A 15,929-nucleotide genomic window follows, 5' to 3' on the forward strand; every position below is an offset into this window, starting at 1 on the left:
AAATCAGGACTTAACCAGCCTGGCGGCGTAAAACCCGTCCAGCCCGCCCAGCCGTGGGTCGGCGTTGGGCAGATGGCAGGGCAGGGTGCGCAGATCGCCGTCGGCGGTGATGATGTCGTCGAGGCCGGCGACCTCGTCCTTCTCGACCGGCGCACGGCGCAGGCCTGATTCGCTCGCCAGCAGCGCGGCGATCGCCTGCTCGCCTTCTTCCGGCTCCAGCGAGCAGGTGCAGTAGACCAGCGTGCCGCCCGGCTTCAGCAGAGTGGTGGCTTTTTGCAGCAGCCGCTTCTGCAGGGCCGATAGCGCCGCGATATCGCCTTCCTGGCGCAGCCAGGCGACGTCGGGATGGCGGCGGATGGTTCCGGTCGAGCTGCAGGGTGCGTCGACCAGAATACCGTCGAAGCTTCCGGCCGCCGCGGGCCATTCGGCGGCGTCGGCGACGATCGTCTCGGCCTCCAAGGCCAGCCGCGTGAGATTGTCGCGCAGCCGCGCGACCCGCGCCGGCGAGCGGTCGATCGCGGTGACATGCGCGCCTGCCAGCGCGAGCTGGGCGGTCTTGCCGCCGGGCGCCGCGCAGAGGTCGGCGATCGCCTTGTCCTTGATGTCCCCGAACAGGCGCACCGGCAGCGCGGCGGCGGCGTCCTGCACCCACCAATGGCCTTCGGCAAAGCCCGGCAGCATCGTGACGGAGCCCTGCAGCAGTGTGCGCACGGTTCCCGTCGGCAGCGTCTCGCCATGCAGGCGGCTCGCCCATTGCGGCGCGTCCGATTTCACCGTGAGGTCGAGCGACGGCTCATGGCCGAGCGCCAGCGCCATGTCGCGCGCGGTGGCTTCGCCATAATGCGCGTTCCAGCGCGTCAGCATCCATTGCGGCAGGTCCAGCGTCTGCGTGCTGGTCTCATCGATCAGGCCCTGGCCCTCGCGCGCGCAGCGGCGCAGCACGGCGTTGACGAGCCCGGCATATTTCGCCGCGCGCCGGTCCGACTGCACCAGCCGCACCGACAGATCGACCGCGGCGTGATCAGGCACATCCATCCAGAGGATCTGCGCGGCGCCGATCAGGAGCGCGCTCTGCGCACGCGGCGCATCGGTCGGGATGCCGCGATCGAGCAGGCGCGACAGTAGATGGCCGAGCGTGCCGAGCTTGCGCAGGATGGTCGAGACCAGCCGGCGCATCAGCGCGCGATCGCGATCGGCGAGCGATTTCAGGCCGGGATGCGCGCCGGCGCCGTCGAGCTGATCGTCGAGCGTGCGGTGCTTGTGCAGCACGCCATCGAGGATGTCGGCCGCGATACGGCGCGCCGCGAGACCGGGGACTTCGGCAGGAACTGCAAATCTTGAAGGAGGCATGAAGCGGAGATATCTCGAAGGTGCTGGAGTTACATTCGGCTCATGCCCATCAACTCGAGAACACCTCTGGCATGCGAATATGCCAAATGTAAGAATCACCCTGCGGGATTTCGCGATCGTGATGCCGTCGCTGAGCCAACACAGAGATACGAAAACCGCAGGCGGAAAGTTTTGCCAAGAAGGTCTACCATGTCTGAGAAATCTGTGTCGGAGAAAGCGGCATCGCCGCCGGAACCCGCGCCGCGCAAGCCGCTGACGCCGGCGGCGCAGCGCGCGCTCGCCGAGGCCGACGCGCGGCGCAAGGCCGCCGAGGAGCTAGCCGCGCAGGAAGCGGCCGCACGGCCGAAGGAATTCCAGGGTCCGAAGGGACCGGAACCGACGCGTTACGGCGATTGGGAGACCAAGGGTATCGCCTCGGACTTCTGAGAGCCGGACTTCTTAAGGGGTCTTGTGGAGAGTCTTGCCCGGCGTCTCGACTCAGGCCAGTCTGGGAATATGTCCCCATTTATATACTTGACGTACCAGAAAAGAGTATATTTATTCCTATTTGACAGGGCGGCGTGCTATAGTTGATTCGATGGCAACGGAGAAATCCAATTTATTTGGAGGCCCCGCTTGCGCATCACCCTCGCAAGGTGCGAGGATTCTAGTGTGACCACAATGGTTACAAAACACGAAGCCCTCACCGGGGTGGACCGGGAGGGCTTCGCTTAGGCCTCTCGCTTTCGAACGCGAGAGAGGTCCCAGTCAACCGGACTGGGATCGCCATCTAGTTGAGGCGGACAGTGGTGTCCTTGCGAGACGATAAGCCACTGCCGCCGACTAGCCCTTCCCGTATGCTTCTACCTACGCTGCTTCGCAAGGATATCTGGTGGATAACCCCTCTAAATAAAGTAGTTGCCAGAAATGACGACTCAGAGTCCAAGGCGCGACGGCGCGGCCGATTCGCCCTCTCGGGATGAGGTCTTGAAGCGCATGCTCAAGATGAAGCCCACGCCGCATACGAAGAAGACACCAAGTCGAAAAACCAAATCCGCCAAAAGAATGAAGCGCGATACAGCGAAATAGTCTTCCCACGCTCGCCTAGATTGTGTTCTCCTCCCGGAGGGACAGGGGAGCATAATGGATCAAGGGATATCTATTCGCTATTATCGCGTTGAGAGGGCCGAGAAACACGACCCCGCGTTTGCAAAAACCTTAGACAAGATTTTTACTCTTGGCGGCCCAAGCAAGCGCCTCAAGGACGTAAACGGCGTCAAGGTGAGACTTGAAGAGTTCAGGTCTTCGTCAGCCGGATTTTACGAGGGTGAATTTGTTCGACTGCAAGAGCGCGCGTACCCATCCGAAGTGCATGACAACAACACCGCCGCTCTTCAGACAAAGAGACCCTTGGGTCATCACCTAGCATTCGTTTACAATGAGAACAGAAGTGTTTTAGCGGCACAATACGATAGCAGGACTCTGTCGTTGAACCGAGTGAACGGATACCTAAATAGCTTTCCTCCACATGTATGGTATCTTTTCACGCCGCTCGTTCGCAAAGATACGTGGAATAGATTCATTTCCACGCCACCAAAGAAGATACGATTTGCGATAGCAAGCCCAGCCGACCTAAGCCAAATCGATGGCGCGCACAAAGCTGTCTATCAAAACATAGCCACAATGGCGGACAGCTATAGCCCTCACCTGATGGAAATTTCCATGTCTATGGGTCACTCAAAGGGCGCACTGAGAAAGGGGCACGAGTTCGTGAAAGACCTTTTGCGCCGCGCGGACAATGGCGACATCGATCTCAGGAAGCTTAAAGGTAAGGGCGCTGAACAAGCTGAGGAAATCGATTTGCTGGAAGAAGTGCTAACGGAAAAGATTACGCTGGACCTTCCACGCAATGATCCGAGGGAAAGCTACAAAATCCGTTTAGCAGCGTTGCACGCGGGCATGGCGCGACATAATGCCAAATTCTGACCGGCATACCATTGGTTACATAATCGAGCGATTTGGGCCGGCAGCATCAGTCGCTGTTTGGCTTTTTGCATCTTATGTTTTTCGGGGCTGGTTCGTAGAGAATATCGCGTCAGGAAAGATAATCCTGGGAGGCTTGTTTTCTGCTGTATTCGGCTGGGCTGCGATTCAAACCGGATTTCTCTTTAGTGTCTTCGGTTTTGTGGCAACAAAAGGAGATGGTTTTATAGGAGAAATTCGTGGCTCGCCGGTTATGAAGAGATTTCAGTGGTACGTCCTTCAAGCGATGTACATGGGCTTCATCCTCACCATCTATTCGATCCCGTTGATGATTCTAAACTTGGACATGAAGGGAAGCATCACGTATTGGGTGGTCTCTACGTGGTTCGCGTCATTCATTTGGGCGTTCACGTCATTTCTGCGCGTTGCTCTAAACTTCGGAAAAATGGTCAGCGTCAAGGATGCAGACTTCATTCCCGGATAGAATTGTGCTTTCGCCAGCGCAGAAACTTTCGCGCCATCTGCTTACGATACTTTGGCTTCGTCAGGCCTGCGATACATCAACCGCTTGCCCACGATACCCTTGAGCGCGTTTTCGGCGCGCATGCTGTCATTGTAACCGAGCGCAACGCGGTTGTTGTATCGGAAATCGAATTCCGCAAGGTAGCGATGCAAATGCTGCTCGCCGCAATGCTGGTAGATCCCCTTCATGCCGCGCTTGAAGATCGAGAAGAAGCCCTCAATCGTGTTGGTGGTGATGGTGTAGGGCTCACCTTCCGGGAAGCTCACGATGCCAGTGTAGCGAACATATTCTTTCTTGCCATGGTTCACTGTGTCGTGCTTCGCGAACTCTTCGCCTACTTTCGTGTAGAGCTTGCTTTCGTCCGTATGCAGCGTGCTATCGCGGCGGACATTCGTCCGCAGGATTTTGGTCACGGTGTCCGCCGTGGTGTTGCCTTGAATGTGGAATGAGCGAACTTTGCCGCCGCGCTCGACAAGCGAGACAATGCCGATCTTGTGTGCACCCATGCCGCCCTTGAGGAACGGAGTGCCGCGCGCCGTCGTCTTGGGCTTGTCTGCCTTCTTTCCGTAATAGGTTTCGTCGGCCTCAACAATCTTGCCTTCGCCGCCCATTGGATTGGTTGGGCCTTTGACCTCAGTCATGGCCTCACGAATACGATGCGCCATGAACCACGCAGTCTTGTAGGTCATGCCAAGCGTGCGGTGGAGCTGGTGAGCAGAGAAACCTTTCTTGGACGCGGTGTAGAGATCGACGGCATGAACCCAAACGTTCAGCTTGATCTTGCTGCGCTCGAAAACCGTTCCAACGGTCACAGAGAATGGCTTCTGACAGGGGCGGCACTTGTAGACGCCGGGACGCGTGGACTTGCCAGTAAGCTTGGTAGCCTCGTTGACGACGCCACAGTGCGGGCAGATCGGGCCATCCGGCCAATTCAGCGCCTCAAGGTGCTCGCGAGCCGCGTTTTCGTCAGTATAAATCTTGAGTAATGACATAGCCTTATCCTCTATGGCGAGGATTATAGCCCTAATCCACGGTACGTCAAGTATATAATTGGGAATGTGTCCCTAATTATCACTTTAGCAAAGCAGACACAATCCATCGTGTCTGCTAGGAGCCCGTCCAGATATGTTTTCGTGACGGGCATTTGTTGTAGAGTAGCAGGCTCAGGCTGCGTTTGCGAGGTTGAACAGCTTGAGGAGGTTATGGACGGTGCAGATCATTGTCCACTCGGCGCGCACTTTCTCGATGCCCCGCAACAGGAACTGGCGGAAGCCTCTTGCCTGTTTGATCTGCCCGAACACCGGCTCCACCACTTGCTTTCGCAATCGGTAGGGTGTTTCGAAGCCGCCATCGTCGATCTTCTTTCGCATGGCCTGTGTCAGCGGGCCGCCGACTTTTCCGTTCGCTACTGTCGGGTGCTTGGCGCGTCCGGGCGCGACATAGCCATCGATGCTGCGTGTGTCGAGCGCTTCGAGATTGGCTTCGCTGCAGTAGCCGGAATCCGCTGAGGCCTGCCGCGGCTTGCGGCCAAGATTGCTCTCGATGGCCTCGATCAGGGGCACCAACTGGCCCTGATCGCTGCCGTGCTGGGTCAGTTCTTGCGCGACAATGATCTGGGCATGTGCATCGACGGCCGCCTGGGCATTATAGGCCTGAACGAAGCCATCCTTCGACTTCATGATGCGGCTTTCCGGATCGGTGAAGTTGCGTTGCGCCTTGGGATTGGGTTCCTCCGATGGCAGCGCCGCCGGTTTGCCCGGCTTCTTGCGGCCTTCGGCCTGGCGCTGCTGTTCCTTTTCGGCCTCGATGCGGCGCTCTTCCTCCGCCGCCAGTTTGGCGTCCGCTTCCAGCGCCGCCATCGCTTGCTGGATCTTCGCCAGCCGTTTCTGCTTGTCGACGGTGCAGTCCGGCAGTTCGTCGCTGTTGCCGAAAGTCTCATCCTCCGAGGCATCCGCCGCCTCGGCGGCCGCCAGCATGCGAGCGACCTCGGCCTTCAATTCCGCCTCGCGCTTCTTCATGCGCTCATAACTCATCGCCTTGTGTTTCGACGCGTTCGCCTTGATCTTCGTACCATCCAGCGCGACATGACCGAGCTTGACCAGCCCGGCCGTCTCGCACAACTTCAGAACCTGCACGAATAGCGCGCCGAGCGCCTTCAAATGTCGCTTGCGAAAGTCGCTGATCGTCCGAAAATCCGGCGCATCCAGCGCCACGATCATCACAAAATCGTTCCGCTCCCGGCAGGCCTTGGCAATCCGACGCGACGAATACAGCCCACTCGCATAGCTATGCAGCAGCAGCGCCACCATCATCCGCGGATCAAACGGCGGCTGCCCAAGCCCGCTCACATAGCTGCCCATGATCTCCCTGAGATCGAGGCTCTCCCGCACCAGATCAACCATAAACCGCGAGACATGGCCTTTCGGCACGAAGTCCTGCACATTCGGCGGCAGAAGCAGCGTCTGATCGATGTTCCAAGGCCGAAAATACTTGCTCATCGCCCAATGTTGAATCAGACCCGACCAGATTTGAACAGCGACTATCCAGACAAGCTCCTAGATTGAGTGACGTGAGACGAGTCCACAGGATTGGAAAACTCGGGATTCATTTTTTGTGAAACGATTTGCTAACGCCGCGATTATAGCGTTACCATAAGGGTAACAAGGAACTGCGCAGCGAAATGCGAGTCGAAAGAAGAGGTTAGAGCCATAGGGGCTCAAACTGATTCGGGAGTGAAACATTCAACGGAATGGCCCCAACCCGCCTCACGGTGCGCGTCGGGGAAACGAGATCGCCAGTTCGAGCCGCATAGCGACGTGATCCGATGGTTGGGAGCCCCCGAATCACCCGTGAGCGAACGCAACAGGATTCCAACATGCCTGACACGCGTCAACGCGCCGTCGAGGATTCCCACAGTGATGTGGAAATCGAGAGACGCTTCCGTTCGATTGCGAACCAGGTGCTGAATTCTCGACCTGAAAAGGAAGAGAAAGGGGGACGTGTGAAGGGTGCCTCCAACACACGTCCGGTAGTGCGACGTCATCCTGCTAAGGGGTCTGTTAAGCCGCTAGATTAGCGGTTTGGCAGGCCTCGGCAGTGGGCACGAACGTATTCCCACCGCTCGAAACGCCAGCGAACATAGTCCGTGACGGGTACGGGGTGAGTCGTCGGGCAGGCCGGATACTTCATTTTCATTTCTCCTTATCGGGGCGCGGAATGCGCCCCCCGTTACAGGCGCATACACGCCGACAAGGAGATTTCTGATTCGGTACCCGAAACAACCGACGTGGCGATCTATAGCACGACTCGGCCGGATTCCCCACGCCGTCTGTCTGGAAAATTGTGGCCTTAACCACGAAAACGGAGGAAAGCCCGGACGAGTTGCTTAAGCGTCTTGGGGCGGCGCAAGTCTTTCGTACACCAGCCGCTTGCCCTCGGCGCCGCGCACGATAGCGGCAGTACGTTCTGTATCGGTGATACCGAGTGCAGAGCGGTGATTGTAGCGGAAGTCGAACTCAGCCAAGTAGCGATGCAAATGCGCTTCGCCGCAATGCTGATAGATGCCGCGCATACCGCGCTTGAAAACCGAAAACGTGTTCTCGATCGTGTTCGTGTGGATGTTGCCGTCGCGCACATATTCTTTGGCGAGATGGTTCACCGTCTCATGCGTCGCGAACTCTTCGCCGAGCCGCGTATACAGTTTGCTCTGATCCGTAAACAGCGTGCTCTCGCGAGATGCGTTGCGAACGACAATCTCACGAACGGTCTGCGCGGTCGCATTGCCGTCCATATGGAAAGAGCGAACATTTCCGCCGCGCTCGACCAGCGCAACGATAGTGCGCTTGTTCGAAGGTCCATGCTTGCCGCTCTTAAGGAACGGCGTTCCGCGTACCGTCAACTTCGCCTTTTTATCCTTGGGGCCGTAGTATAGTTCGTCAACTTCGACGACCTTTCCGGCCCCTTTGCAGTTACGTTATCCTCCATCGCTTTGCGGATGCGATGGCAGAGAAACCAACTCGTCTTGTATGGCAGACCAAGCGTGCGGCTCACCTGCGCGGCAGAGACGCCCTTCTTGCTGGACGCCATCAAAAACATGGTCGCGAGCCACTTGTTGAGCGGAATGTGCGAACGCTCCATCACCGTGCCGACCTGCACGGTGAACTGCTCACGGCACTTTGGTTCGTTGCACTGGTACACGCCCGCGCGATGAGCCTCGCCCTTCAGGCTGGTGATCTTGTCGGGATCACTGTTGCCGCAATGAGGGCAGATCGGGCCTTCCGGCCAGCGCTGGGCTTCAAGCCAAACCCGGGAAGCCTCTGGATCGGTGAATATCGAATCGGTGAGTTTCATGGCTCATACCCTGTGGATGAGTCCATCCTATATCTAGGATTCGCTTTGTCAAGGTGATAATTAGGAATATGTCCCCATACGAGAGAATAAATCCTTATCGTGGGACGGGACGTCCGCCCTTCCGAAGGTCACCTTGGGGCCGGCGCGTCTCGGCGGCGCTGCCCTGGGTGTTCGTTCTCGGCATCGCGGTCGGCAGCATGCTTCCGATCCGCCAATGGGTGCCTCAATGGGTGCCGTCGCACTGGTCGTTGAACCGGTCGCGCGATACCGACGTGATCTGGCAACGTGCCGGCGCGCCTGACGTGAGGCACAGCGTTGACGTCGTCAGGACGATCGATGGCGACACATTCGAGGCGCGGGTGCATCTCGCGCCGGGGCCCGATCTCTACACGCGGGTCCGGTTGCGCGGCGTCGACGCGCCGGAGCTGAAGGCGTCCTGTCAGCGCGAACTGCAGATGGCGGAAGCGGCAACCGTCGCGCTGCGCGATCTGCTCGGCCAGGGTGATGTCGCGATCTACAATATCCGTCCCGACAAGTATCAGGGACGCGTCGTTGCCGACGTCGCGACGAAGAAGACCGACAACGTCTCGGCCGCGCTGCTCGCGGCCGGCCATGCGCGCGCCTACAATGGTGGCCACCGCTTCGGCTGGTGCGGAAATTTGATCCGCTAAGCGCCAGCGATCACATCCACCGTTCCACGGCACCGGATCGGCAACAAAAAGCCGCGCGGATGCGCGGCTTTTTCCTCGCGAGCTTATTGCTGAAATCAGCGGGTGACGACGACCGTCGTGCCGACCGAGACGCGCGAATAGAGATCGGTAATGTCGTCGTTCAGCATGCGGATGCAGCCGTAGGACACGAAGCCGCCGACCGAGCCCGGCCTGTTGGTGCCGTGGATGGCATATTCGCCGCCGGTCAGCGTCATCGCGGCCACGCCCATCGGATTGGCCGGCGAACCGCCTGCGATCACGTTCGGGATGCTCGGCTTGTCGCGCTTGACCTCTGCGGGCGGCGACCAGGCCGGGTAGCGATACTTGCCATCGATCCGTGTGGTGCCGGCCCACTGCTTGCCGGACCTGCCGACGCCGACCGGATAGCGCACCGCATGGCCGGAATCGAGAATGAGATACAGCCGCCGTTCGTTGGTCTTCACCACGATGGTGCCCGGCTCATAGGCATCGCCGTGCATTCCCACCATTTCCGGCCGCGCTTCTGCCGTCTGCGACATCGAAACAACAGCACCAAGGGTGGCAGCCAGCGCCACCGCAATCTTCAACGACATCAACCTCTCCACTTCCCAACGGCCCCGACGAGGGGGCCAAAAACGAAGGTGCGGAGCCCTGAAAAAACCGGGCCCGCTGGTCTCGCGCACGCAATATTAACCGCGTGTCTTAACCGGATGGTTTTCATCGCGGCCGCGAGACACGTCCTGATGGCCGGAGAGAAGAAAAAGTTCGGATTAAAGTAAATGACCTGAAAACAACACTTGGCCGCAAACGCGCCTCAGTGCCGCCTTGCCTCTGACAATCCCGTGAAATGGCGAGGGCCGGAGTGTGATGAGATTACGTTGGATAGCGGTCGCGACCGCGGTGCGCTCCCTCTCCCGCAAGCGCAGGGCCATCGCATATCTGCTCGATCCCTCCACAAACTCGTCATGCCCGGCCTAGTGCCGGGCATCCACGTCTTGGCTTACGCGTGCGAAAGACGTGGATGGCCGGGACATAGGCGAGCGAAGCGACGCCGTCCTTCGGACGGCTATGCCGGCCATGACGAATGTGGAAATTCCAGCGCCAAGACGTTCGTTGCTGCAGCAAAGCGAAAGGCCGCGGCAGTGATCGCGCGGCCCTTCTTTCATGTCCCGATCTTGCGGTCGCCGGATTACTTCTTGTTCTGCCGGTTCTGCACGAGGTCGTCGACCACGGCGGGATCGGCCAGCGTCGAGGTGTCGCCGAGGCTCGACGGCTCGTCCTCGGCGATCTTGCGCAGGATACGGCGCATGATCTTGCCGGAGCGCGTCTTCGGCAGGCCGGGCGCGAACTGGATCAGATCCGGCGAGGCGATCGGGCCGATGTCCTTGCGGACCCAGGCGACCAGCTCCTTGCGCAGCGCCTCGGTCGGCTCGGTGCCCTTCATCAGCGTGACATAGGCGTAGATGCCCTGGCCCTTGATGTCGTGCGGATAGCCGACCACGGCGGCTTCCGACACCGCCTCATGCGCGACCAGCGAGCTCTCGACTTCGGCGGTGCCCATGCGGTGGCCGGAGACGTTGATGACGTCGTCGACGCGGCCGGTGATCCAGTAATAGCCGTCGGCGTCGCGCCGGCAGCCGTCACCGGTGAAGTACTTGTTCTTGTAGGTCGAGAAGTAGGTCTGCTCGAACCGCGCATGATCGCCATAGACCGTGCGCATCTGGCCGGGCCATGACTTGGTCAGGCAGAGATTGCCCGAGGTCTCGCCTTCCAGAGTCTTGCCGTCGGCGTCGACGATCTCCGGCACCACGCCGAAGAACGGCCGCGTCGCCGATCCCGGCTTTAGCTTGGTGGCGCCGGGTAGCGGCGTGATCAAAATGCCGCCGGTCTCGGTCTGCCACCAGGTGTCGACGATCGGGCAGCGCTCGTCGCCGACCACGCGGTAGTACCACTCCCAGGCTTCCGGATTGATCGGCTCGCCGACCGAGCCGAGCAGGCGCAGCGATTGGCGCGAGGTCTTCTTCACCGGCTCGTCGCCGCCCTGCATCAGCGCGCGGATCGCGGTCGGCGCGGTGTAGAAGATGTTGACCTTGTGCTTGTCGACCACGTTCCAGAACCGCGAATTGTCCGGATAGTTCGGCACGCCTTCGAACATCAGCGTGGTCGCGCCGTTGGCGAGCGGTCCATAGAGGATGTAGCTGTGACCGGTGACCCAGCCGACGTCGGCGGTGCACCAGTAGATGTCGCCGTCGTGATAGTCGAACACGTATTGATGCGTCATCGAGGCGAACACCAGATAGCCGCCGGAAGTGTGCAGCACGCCCTTCGGCGTGCCGGTCGAGCCCGAGGTGTAGAGGATGAACAGCGGGTCCTCGGCATGCATGTGCTCGGCCGGGCATTCCGTCGTCACCATCTCGGCGGCCTCGTGATACCAGAGGTCGCGGGTCGGGTTCATGTCGATCGCACCGCCGGTGCGCTTCACCACCACGACCCAGTCGACGCCGCCGGTCTTGGCGATCGCGGCATCGACATTGGCCTTCAGCGGCACTTTCTTGCCGCCGCGCAGGCCTTCGTCGGCGGTGATGACGACCTTGGAATCGCAGTCCTTGATGCGCTGGGCGAGGCTGTCAGGCGAGAAGCCGCCGAACACCACCGAATGGATGGCGCCGATCCGCGCGCAGGCCAGCATGGCATAGGCGGCTTCCGGAATCATCGGCAGATAGATCGTGACGCGGTCGCCCTTCTTGACGTTCCGGGTGCGCAGGATGTTGGCCATCTTGCAGACTTCGTCGTGCAGCTGGCGGTAGGTGATGTGCCTGGATTCGGAGGGATCGTCGCCCTCCCAGATGATCGCGGTCTGGTCGCCGCGCTTCTCGAGATGCCGGTCGATGCAATTCCAGGCGACGTTCAGCACGCCATCCTCGAACCATTTGATCGAGATGTTGCCGGGCGCGAAGGAGACGTTCTCGACCTTGCTGAAGGGCTTGATCCAGTCGATCCGCTTGCCGTGCTCGGCCCAGAAGCCGTTGGGGTCCTTGACCGAGTGCGCGTACATCTCGCGATATTTGGCGTCGTTGACGTAGGCGCGCTTGGCCCAATCGGCCGACACGTCATAGATCTTCTCGGACATCGCTTTCCTCCACTCATTGCCGATCGCACACGACGCGACGGCAAGCCGTCTTGATCATTGCCGCGATTATGCGTTGCCGCATTCCGGCCCGGCAAGGAAAAAGGACTGTCACTTTCGTCGCGGGGAAGCCGCCGGACATTCCGCCGGCCTCCGCATCTGATCGGGCGGTTTACCGCGCCTCGTTGACGAGCGAAACCTATGCGCGATCGCGTGCTCCGCGGCACTGGTCTCTTGGTCGTAGTGATGTCGCCCTCTGCGCCGCTCGCCGCCACAGCAGCAGTACCGCGCACGATGACGATACGCTGGCGCCGAATTAGATGGAGCGCTTCAGGCAGAGTTGAACGAGCGCCCCGATGATCGACGCCGCCAATTGCCGCGCCGGCGACCGGCGCGACCTGACGGCTCGCGGCCGGAAATTTGTCGAGACGACGCCGGTTCGTGACCCCCGCAAAGCCTGCCCGCGGGCCAGCGGTTCGGCCACCGGCATCAGGCGGCGTGCGAGCGCGGAATTGCGCACGAAGGGGCACGATCTCCGACCTGGTCTGCGCGGTCCGGCCCGGCCTGCTCGGCCCTGTCAAAGCCGGTTCCGGGCATTGATCCCGCCATTTTGACCGGTCCCGGACAGGCCAAAATCAAGGTTACGGGCGAATGGCACCCATGAAAGGTAATTAGAAACCGTCAATAACTGATTCGCGACTCGCAATGTCGGCCCCGACGCCCTAAATCGCCAATCCGAGGCCGGACGGCCCCACCGGAACGAAGCCCGAAGCAACGGCATTACCGGGAGAACAGCGGAACAAGGCGTCTTGGAAGTATGATGGATCAGCAGAACATCGCGGCTGTGCGGCCCATGTCCGCCGATCCCGCTGTCGCCCTGGCGAAGGCGCTGGGCCAATGGCCCAAGCGGCCGCAGGCAAAGTTGCAGCCGCCGCGAGCCAAGCTCAACCTCGACGCGCCCATCAAGACCTCAGTCGAGGATTTCGCGCGCGATCTGGGCCTGCGGCTCGGCGACCAGAACGAGCTGACCATCCGCCGCATCAAGCGCGGCAAGAATTATTCATTCATTCGTGCCAACGGTTCGCGCGTCCGCGACGCGCGGACGATCCGCCGGCTGCACGCGATGGCGGTTCCCCCGGCCTATCGCCAGGTGCGCTACTCCAACGATCCAAGTTCGCATCTGCAGGCGGTCGGCCGCGATGCCGCAGGTCGTTTGCAATACCGTTATCACGCCGATTGGGAGAAGGTCCGCGAGCAGCGCAAGGCGCATCGCCTGGCCAAGCTCGTGGCGGCGCTGCCGAAGATCCGGCGCAAGGTCTCGGCGTTCCTGTCCGGCGACGAGCCGACGCGCGAATTCGCGCTGTCGGCGGTGATCGAGCTGATCGCGCGCACCGCGATCCGGCCCGGCAACGAATCCTATGCCCGCCTCAACGGCACCCGCGGCGCCACCACGCTTTTGAAGTCCAACGTCACGCTTGAAGACGATTCTCTGGTGCTGACCTTCAAGGCCAAGGGCGGCAAGGCGGTGCGCAAGGAATGCGACGCGGCCAAGCTGGTGCGGGCGATCGGCATCCTGCGCGGTGTCCCGGGCAAGCGCATGTTCCAGTACTACGACCGCTCCGGCATCGTCCGCGCCGCCTCGACCACTGCGGTCAACGCGTTCCTGCGCGAGATCGCCGGCATCAAGATCTCGCTGAAGGATTTCCGCACGCTGATGGCGTCGGCCGTCGTCGTGGAGTCGCTGTCGCGGATCACGCCGGCCACCAGCCAGCGCGGCCGCAAGCGCCAGGTGCTGGACGCGATCCGTGCCGCCGCCGACCAGCTGTCCAACACGCCGGCGATCTGCCGCAAGAGCTACGTCCATGACACCATCGTCACCGCCTTCGAGGACGGCATCCTCGAACGCTTCGCCGCGACGATGGGAGGCTACCGCACCCAGTCCAAGCGCGAGCAATTGCTGGCGCAGGTGGTGATGGCGGCGGGGGCGTAAGCTCCGAACCAAACTCACCGTCGTCCCGGCGAAGGCCGGGACCCATTACCCCAAATGTTGATTGCTGAAACGAGCTGGCGCCCCAGCGCGCTCCAATAATGCTGGCCTGTGGTTATGGGTCCCGGCCCCCGTGCGCAATTGCGCACTAGGCCGGGACGACGGTGGAGTTCGTTGGAACGCTACAGCCCGCCCATCTTGCAGACGTACTTCCATTCCTCTGCCGTCACCGGCTGCACCGAGAGCCGCGAATACTTCACCAGCGCCATGTCGGCGAGCTTCTTATCGGCCTTGATCGCGGCCATCGTCACCGGCGTCTTCAGCGGCTTGTCGGCCTTGATGTCGACGCAGACGAACTTGGCGGTCTTGTCGGTCGGATCCGGATAGGCTTCCTTGATGATCTCGGCGATGCCGACGATCTCCTTGCCTTCATTGGAATGATAAAAGAACGCCTTGTCGCCCTTCTTCATGTTGACGAGATTCTGCCGCGCCGTGAAGTTGCGCACGCCGGTCCAGGCTTCGCCCTTCGCGCCCTTGGCGACCTGCTGGTCCCACGACCAGGTCGACGGCTCGGATTTCACCAGCCAGTAGTTCATCGCAACTCACCCCGTTCCAAAACGCCGATTGCGCGGCAATCTACAGGCACACAGATGCCCGCGACAAGCGCGGGCATCTGATCAGAGCGTTTTCGCGCGAAGCCTGTCCCGCACTTGATGCGGGATGGGTACCGGTTCGCGCGAAGAAGACGCGTCAAATGAGGAAGCCATCACGCTCACTGCTTCAGATATCGATCGAAGAATTTGGCGATGTCGGTGAACGCCTCTTTGGTCTCGGGCGCATCGACGTTCATCTGGTACTGGGCGTGCGACTGCCCTTCATAGACATTGAGATCAGCAATCACGCCGGCGCGCCGCAATTTGCGATGGGTGCGAACCGTGTTGCTGAGGAACAGGTCGCGCGTGCCTGACGTCAGGATGGTCGGCGGAAAACCCTTGAAGTCGCCGTAGATCGGCGAAATGTAGGGATTCTTCAGACTGGTCCCGTTTGCATAGAGCTTCGCCGCGCGGCCGAGCCATCCATCCCAGGTCACCAGCTCATTGTCGACCCACTCATTGCTCGCGTAGCTGTCACCGATCTTGTCGATATCGGACCATGGCGTGCCCGGCGCAATGGCGGCGGGCAGCGGCAGCTTCTCATCCCTCGCGCGTAACACCATTGCGAGCGTCATCGCCCCGCCGGTCGAGGTGCCGAAGATCGCGAGCCGGTGGCGCTCATGCGACCTCAAGACCGCCTTCCAGACCGCCATCGCATCGTCCAGCGCGGCCGGATAGGGGGAGTCCGGCGGCATCCGGTAGTCGACCGAGATCACCTTGAAGCCGCCAAAGCCGGCCATCATGATGGCTTCCGGCAACGCTGCCTCGCCGGGCCCGAACACATAACCGCCGCCGTGCACGTGGATCAGCAGGCGCCGCCGGTTCTCGAGCGCGATCTTGTTCGGCGTGACGATGAAGCAGTGTACGCCGGCAATCTTGGTTTCCTCGACCTTGACGCCGAGCTTCGTCTTCATCGCCGGAAGACCCGCGACCAAGAGCTTGGCACGGCGATCGATCAGCTCCTTCCATTCCGCTGATGTCTTCGGGTCGGCATTGAAATGCGGCGGATAGGGCGCGCCGATGATCGCCTGCATTTCGGGAGAGACGTCATTCGCGGGATTGCCGATCGATTTGAGCGGCGCGACCCGCTTGCCGTTGTCGGCGTTGGCTGCGGCCTCGCTCCTGGCAAGGTCGTCGTACGAGGCTGCAGTTTGGGCGTGGACCGTGGCGGAAGAGGCAGCGAGTGCAAGGCTGAACGAAACAAGGCTGAGCGAAACGATGGCGCGTTGCGGTTGACGCATGTGTTTTTCCCTTGGGATCCGCTTTCGATTGTTAGACCGGGATCCGA

At 60.7% G+C, this 15,929-nt stretch carries 12 protein-coding genes and 1 pseudogene; 5 read left to right on the plus strand and 8 right to left on the minus strand.

Annotation, left to right across the window (positions count from 1 at the left end):
• Positions 1 to 3: 3 nt before the first annotated feature.
• Entirely contained in the window at positions 4 to 1,350 is a 1,347-nt protein-coding gene (locus HAP54_RS12560) for an RsmB/NOP family class I SAM-dependent RNA methyltransferase (protein ID WP_166300351.1), read from the minus strand.
• A gap of 189 nt (positions 1,351 to 1,539) precedes the next feature.
• Here HAP54_RS12560 and HAP54_RS12565 point away from each other — a divergent pair, with 189 nt between their 5' ends.
• The 3 genes from HAP54_RS12565 to HAP54_RS12575 all read left to right on the plus strand — a co-directional run bounded on the left by HAP54_RS12565 (position 1,540) and on the right by HAP54_RS12575 (position 3,796).
• Positions 1,540 to 1,776: a DUF1674 domain-containing protein gene (locus tag HAP54_RS12565; protein ID WP_166300353.1), complete on the plus strand. Its 237-nt coding sequence runs from the start codon at positions 1,540 to 1,542 to the stop codon at positions 1,774 to 1,776.
• Between the two features lie 696 nt (positions 1,777 to 2,472).
• On the plus strand, positions 2,473 to 3,315 hold the full coding sequence (locus HAP54_RS12570) for a DUF6731 family protein (RefSeq protein WP_166300355.1): 843 nt from the start codon (positions 2,473 to 2,475) through the stop codon (positions 3,313 to 3,315).
• Complete coding sequence (locus HAP54_RS12575) at positions 3,302 to 3,796, plus strand: hypothetical protein (protein WP_166300356.1); 495 nt, start codon at positions 3,302 to 3,304, stop codon at positions 3,794 to 3,796. Before HAP54_RS12570 ends, HAP54_RS12575 begins: the two co-directional genes overlap by 14 nt.
• 41 nt (positions 3,797 to 3,837) lie before the next feature.
• On the opposite strand, the gene HAP54_RS12580 is transcribed toward HAP54_RS12575, so the two are convergent.
• The 3 genes and pseudogenes from HAP54_RS12580 to HAP54_RS12590 all read right to left on the minus strand — a co-directional run bounded on the left by HAP54_RS12580 (position 3,838) and on the right by HAP54_RS12590 (position 8,185).
• Positions 3,838 to 4,827 (minus strand): IS1595 family transposase, encoded by a 990-nt coding sequence (locus HAP54_RS12580; protein ID WP_166300358.1) that lies wholly within the window; start codon positions 4,825 to 4,827, stop codon positions 3,838 to 3,840.
• Positions 4,828 to 4,998: 171 nt separating this feature from the next.
• The gene (locus HAP54_RS12585; protein WP_166300360.1) at positions 4,999 to 6,333 is read right to left on the minus strand and encodes an IS1182 family transposase; all 1,335 of its coding nucleotides are present in this window, start codon (positions 6,331 to 6,333) and stop codon (positions 4,999 to 5,001) included.
• Between the two features lie 887 nt (positions 6,334 to 7,220).
• A pseudogene (locus tag HAP54_RS12590) lies at positions 7,221 to 8,185 on the minus strand (IS1595 family transposase).
• Positions 8,186 to 8,253: 68 nt separating this feature from the next.
• Between HAP54_RS12590 and HAP54_RS12595 the strand changes: the two are divergent.
• Positions 8,254 to 8,856: a thermonuclease family protein gene (locus HAP54_RS12595; RefSeq protein ID WP_175619421.1), complete on the plus strand. Its 603-nt coding sequence runs from the start codon at positions 8,254 to 8,256 to the stop codon at positions 8,854 to 8,856.
• A 95-nt stretch (positions 8,857 to 8,951) separates the two neighbouring features.
• On the opposite strand, the gene HAP54_RS12600 is transcribed toward HAP54_RS12595, so the two are convergent.
• Complete coding sequence (locus HAP54_RS12600) at positions 8,952 to 9,467, minus strand: L,D-transpeptidase (protein ID WP_166300364.1); 516 nt, start codon at positions 9,465 to 9,467, stop codon at positions 8,952 to 8,954.
• A 596-nt stretch (positions 9,468 to 10,063) separates the two neighbouring features.
• Positions 10,064 to 12,004, minus strand: coding sequence for an acetate--CoA ligase (acs, locus tag HAP54_RS12605; protein WP_166300366.1), 1,941 nt, complete (start codon positions 12,002 to 12,004; stop codon positions 10,064 to 10,066).
• Between the two features lie 814 nt (positions 12,005 to 12,818).
• On the opposite strand from acs, the gene HAP54_RS12610 reads away from it, so the two are divergent.
• Entirely contained in the window at positions 12,819 to 13,991 is a 1,173-nt protein-coding gene (locus tag HAP54_RS12610) for a DNA topoisomerase IB (RefSeq protein ID WP_166300367.1), read from the plus strand.
• A gap of 179 nt (positions 13,992 to 14,170) precedes the next feature.
• Here HAP54_RS12610 and HAP54_RS12615 read toward each other — a convergent pair whose 3' ends face one another.
• Both HAP54_RS12615 and HAP54_RS12620 read right to left on the minus strand, forming a co-directional pair.
• Positions 14,171 to 14,584: an EVE domain-containing protein gene (locus HAP54_RS12615; RefSeq protein WP_166300369.1), complete on the minus strand. Its 414-nt coding sequence runs from the start codon at positions 14,582 to 14,584 to the stop codon at positions 14,171 to 14,173.
• 176 nt (positions 14,585 to 14,760) lie between these two features.
• A complete protein-coding gene (locus tag HAP54_RS12620) occupies positions 14,761 to 15,882 on the minus strand; it encodes an alpha/beta hydrolase (RefSeq protein WP_166300371.1) in 1,122 nt (373 codons plus the stop codon).
• Between the last annotated feature and the right edge of the window lie 47 nt (positions 15,883 to 15,929).

Origin of the sequence: Bradyrhizobium sp. 2S1 (assembly GCF_011516625.5) — a bacterium.
Classification (GTDB): Bacteria; Pseudomonadota; Alphaproteobacteria; order Rhizobiales; family Xanthobacteraceae; genus Bradyrhizobium; species Bradyrhizobium septentrionale.

Excerpts from the sequence above, each read along its gene's own strand:
- HAP54_RS12560 (WP_166300351.1), bottom strand. The coding sequence starts at position 1,350 with ATGCCTCCTTCAAGATTTGCAGTTCCTGCCGAAGTCCCCGGTCTCGCG.
- HAP54_RS12565 (WP_166300353.1), top strand. The coding sequence starts at position 1,540 with ATGTCTGAGAAATCTGTGTCGGAGAAAGCGGCATCGCCGCCGGAACCC.
- HAP54_RS12570 (WP_166300355.1), top strand. The coding sequence starts at position 2,473 with ATGGATCAAGGGATATCTATTCGCTATTATCGCGTTGAGAGGGCCGAG.
- HAP54_RS12575 (WP_166300356.1), top strand. The coding sequence starts at position 3,302 with ATGCCAAATTCTGACCGGCATACCATTGGTTACATAATCGAGCGATTT.
- HAP54_RS12580 (WP_166300358.1), bottom strand. The coding sequence starts at position 4,827 with ATGTCATTACTCAAGATTTATACTGACGAAAACGCGGCTCGCGAGCAC.
- HAP54_RS12585 (WP_166300360.1), bottom strand. The coding sequence starts at position 6,333 with ATGAGCAAGTATTTTCGGCCTTGGAACATCGATCAGACGCTGCTTCTG.
- HAP54_RS12595 (WP_175619421.1), top strand. The coding sequence starts at position 8,254 with ATGTCCCCATACGAGAGAATAAATCCTTATCGTGGGACGGGACGTCCG.
- HAP54_RS12600 (WP_166300364.1), bottom strand. The coding sequence starts at position 9,467 with ATGTCGTTGAAGATTGCGGTGGCGCTGGCTGCCACCCTTGGTGCTGTT.
- acs (WP_166300366.1), bottom strand. The coding sequence starts at position 12,004 with ATGTCCGAGAAGATCTATGACGTGTCGGCCGATTGGGCCAAGCGCGCC.
- HAP54_RS12610 (WP_166300367.1), top strand. The coding sequence starts at position 12,819 with ATGATGGATCAGCAGAACATCGCGGCTGTGCGGCCCATGTCCGCCGAT.
- HAP54_RS12615 (WP_166300369.1), bottom strand. The coding sequence starts at position 14,584 with ATGAACTACTGGCTGGTGAAATCCGAGCCGTCGACCTGGTCGTGGGAC.
- HAP54_RS12620 (WP_166300371.1), bottom strand. The coding sequence starts at position 15,882 with ATGCGTCAACCGCAACGCGCCATCGTTTCGCTCAGCCTTGTTTCGTTC.